The 2,870-nt window shown below is 72.6% G+C and carries 3 protein-coding genes; all 3 read right to left on the bottom strand.

Going from position 1 to position 2,870, the window contains the following annotated elements; all coding sequences use genetic code 11:
• Window positions 1–132: 132 nt before the first annotated feature.
• Window positions 133–1,122 carry an ROK family protein gene (locus ETD86_RS53645; RefSeq protein WP_138674277.1) on the bottom strand — a complete coding sequence of 330 codons (990 nt, stop codon included), beginning with the start codon at window positions 1,120–1,122 and terminating at the stop codon, window positions 133–135.
• On the bottom strand, window positions 1,122–2,015 hold the full coding sequence (locus ETD86_RS53640) for a peptidyl-prolyl cis-trans isomerase (protein WP_211370923.1): 894 nt from the start codon (window positions 2,013–2,015) through the stop codon (window positions 1,122–1,124). The genes ETD86_RS53645 and ETD86_RS53640 overlap by 1 nt, the downstream gene beginning before the upstream one ends.
• The coding region (locus ETD86_RS53635; RefSeq protein ID WP_246149524.1) for a COG1470 family protein at window positions 2,012–2,870 on the bottom strand (859 nt) is incomplete at its 5' end. The genes ETD86_RS53640 and ETD86_RS53635, both read right to left, overlap by 4 nt.

Raw genomic sequence — 2,870 nt, 5'->3', positions numbered from 1 at the left:
CTCCGCCGGCGTCCCCCGCCACCCGCCGCACTTCGCACAGGTCCTTTGAGGAGGGCTGAGAGGCGGGGGAACGGCGTCGATCACCGAGCCGTTCGCGGCGGTCGATCCGCGACGAAGCGGCACGCGCGGAATTCACACGTTCGGCGGATGTGCCTGCCAGGCCAGTTTGGCGGCCCCGGCCAGGCTCGCACGAACCCCGAGGGTGCTCTGCTTGACCTCGACCGCCCGGACGAACGGCAGCCCGGCCACATCGTCGAGCGCCCGCTCCAAGGGCTCGAACAGCACCTCGCCAGCAGCCGACACGCCGCCTCCGACGACCACGGTCGTGACCTCCGCGGCGGCCGCGACAGACGCGATCATGCCGGCCAGGGCCCTGGCCCCACGCTCGAACGCCGCCAACGCGACCGGGTCGCCGGCTGCGGCATCCCGCGCAAGCGCCCGCCCGTCCGCCTGCACCCCGCTGGGAGCAGAGGGGCCGCCGGTGGCGGCGACGACGGTTTCGTTGCTTCGGTCGATGGCGGCGTTCGTGCCGACAGCGGCGGGGGTCCAGCCGTTGGCCAGAGCCCAGCGGACCATGTTCGGGCCGCTGGAGTAGCGCTCCACGCATCCCCGCCCGCCGCATTCGCAGCGTTCGCCGTACGGGTCGATGCTCATGTGCCCGACATGTCCGGCGTTGCCGGTGGGGCCGAGGAGTGGCGCGCCGTCGATCACGAGTCCGCCGCCGATGCCCGTGGACACGACGATCCCGAGCAACGACTCACTGCCGCGTCCCGCCCCCAGCCAGTGCTCTCCGAGCGCGAAGCACTGGGCGTCGCCCGCCAGCACGGTGGGCAGTCCGGTCAGCTTCTGAACCTCCTCCCGCAGGGGGAACCCGCGCCAGCTGGGCATGTTGACGGGGCTGACGGCGCCGGTGGCAAGATCCAGCGGGCCGGCGCAGCCGATGCCGGCGGCCAGCGGTGGCGGGCCGCCCTCGGTCACCTCCGCGATGAGGGCCGCCAGGGCGGACATGACGTCCGTACGCGGCGTGGGCCGGGTAGCGGAGCACAATACGGAACCGGCCTCGTCCACCAGTGCGGCGGCGAGCTTGGTTCCTCCGATGTCAATGGCAAGTACGCAGGTCATCAATGTTTGTGGTGGTTGTCGGGCTGGCGGGGGTCGCCAGGGTGTTCCAGTCCGGGCACTAGCTTGATCCTCTCGGCACGCAGCTCATCGAGCCGGCGTGCGAAGGCCCTCCGCCGCGCGGCCGCCAGCAGACGATCCGCCTGCCGGGCGGTGGGGCCGTGGTGGCGTGGGGAGTCGGCGGATCCAGGAGATCGGGAGGTGTCTTGCTCTGGCGACGGGGCGGCTCCTGATGGGTGTGATGGTGATGTGACCGCGAGGTGCCAGCCCAGGGCATCCTTTATCGGGCCGACGAGTGTGCCGTGCGGCTGGTGGCGGATCGCCTCGGCGAGCGCGGCCGGCAGCGAGTCGAGCTCCACGGCGCCGAGGGAATCGAGGTCGTCGGGACCGGCCCGCTCCGCGCTCGCCCGGTCGGCGAAGAGGCGGTGCCGGACGATGTGCCTCGTGGCGTTGCCTTGTGCGGGCAGGGTGCGCCACTCCGACGGGATCTCCGTCGTCGCGGTGACGTGCTCGAACAGGGCGCGCACCCACGGGTTGCCGTTGTAGGCGGCGGCGTTGATCGAGCCCAGCTCGACGGCCGCCACACGATCGAGCGGCGCGCCTTCCACAGGTGCCAGTCCCAAGGCTCTGGCGGCGGTCTCGCACAGGGCTTCCGTGAGGATGACCTGGGTCAGCCAGCGAGCCAGCTGGCGGTCCTCGGAACCGCCAGGAACGGGGAGCGCCGCGCTGAGCGGCCCGTCGCGCAGGTCGGCGAGGCGCCGGTCGAGGTGCTCACGTGGGATCGGACGGTCGTCGATCCAGCCGATGACGCCGCCGGGTGTCGTCGGTGCGGTGGCGGTCGGCTCAAGGGTGACGCCGCGCGACTCCACCGGCCGGTGGCGGACGTGGCCGCTCATCGGGTCACCTCCAGGCGGATCGCCGGGGAGTACTGGCAGCGGCCGAACCACATCACCTTGGCCAGTGCCCAGGCGTGGCCGTCCGGTGCGTCCGCCGGCGCCTCCACCGGGAACGACACGTCCGCTGTTTCGCCTGCCGCCACGGTGAAGCCCTGGATGACCTGGGGAAGCAGCGACCATGTGCCCCACGGGGAGGCCAGCTGGGACTCGCCGCGGATCTCGTCGGACGTGGTGTTGGTGAGTCGCAGGACCAGGGCGGTGCGGTCGCCGGGACGGAGGGAGAGGGCGTCCGTGGCAAGGGCGATCGACAGGCCGGTGGGGCGGGCCTGGGGCGACGAGGTGCCCTTGACGGCGGTGCCCGAGGCGGGAGGCGGGCCTGGGACGGGGAGCTCGGGGAGGTCGTCGCCCACCGCCACGGTGGTGACGTCCTCGATGAGCTGGCCGCCGGCGAACGTGCGGGCGGAGATGAAGGAGAGGCCCGGGTCCCGCTGGGGAGGTGTCACGGTGACCGGGAAGCGTACGTGGCCACCCGGAGGCAGGCGGAAGGGGCGCTGGGCCGGGGTGGCGGTCCAGCCTTCGGGGACGCGGAGATCCACCACACCCTCATGGGGCTCCTCGGTCAGGTGGGAGGAGACCACGACCTCCACCTCGAAGGTGCCCTCCGCCGGCGTGACGAGGCCCGGGCTGACGGCGATGGAGACGGGCAGGAAGCCGAGCGGCGCCGGCCCCTTGTTGTGGAGCCAGTAGCGGCTGTAGACGGGCTGGGCCGGCTCGGTTGTGGGGCCGAATTCGGGCTTGGCCGGCGAGGGCGGGGCAGGGGCGAGGTAGGTGGCGACCTCGAAGCCGGTCAGGTTC

This window comes from Nonomuraea turkmeniaca, from assembly GCF_005889735.1.
Lineage (GTDB): Bacteria > Actinomycetota > Actinomycetes > Streptosporangiales > Streptosporangiaceae > Nonomuraea > Nonomuraea turkmeniaca.
This window is presented reverse-complemented; position numbering and strand designations above follow the sequence as displayed.

What these genes read in the sequence shown, in the direction of transcription:
- ETD86_RS53645 (WP_138674277.1), bottom strand. Translation starts at nt 1,122, where the DNA reads ATGACCTGCGTACTTGCCATTGACATCGGAGGAACCAAGCTCGCCGCC.
- ETD86_RS53640 (WP_211370923.1), bottom strand. Translation starts at nt 2,015, where the DNA reads ATGAGCGGCCACGTCCGCCACCGGCCGGTGGAGTCGCGCGGCGTCACC.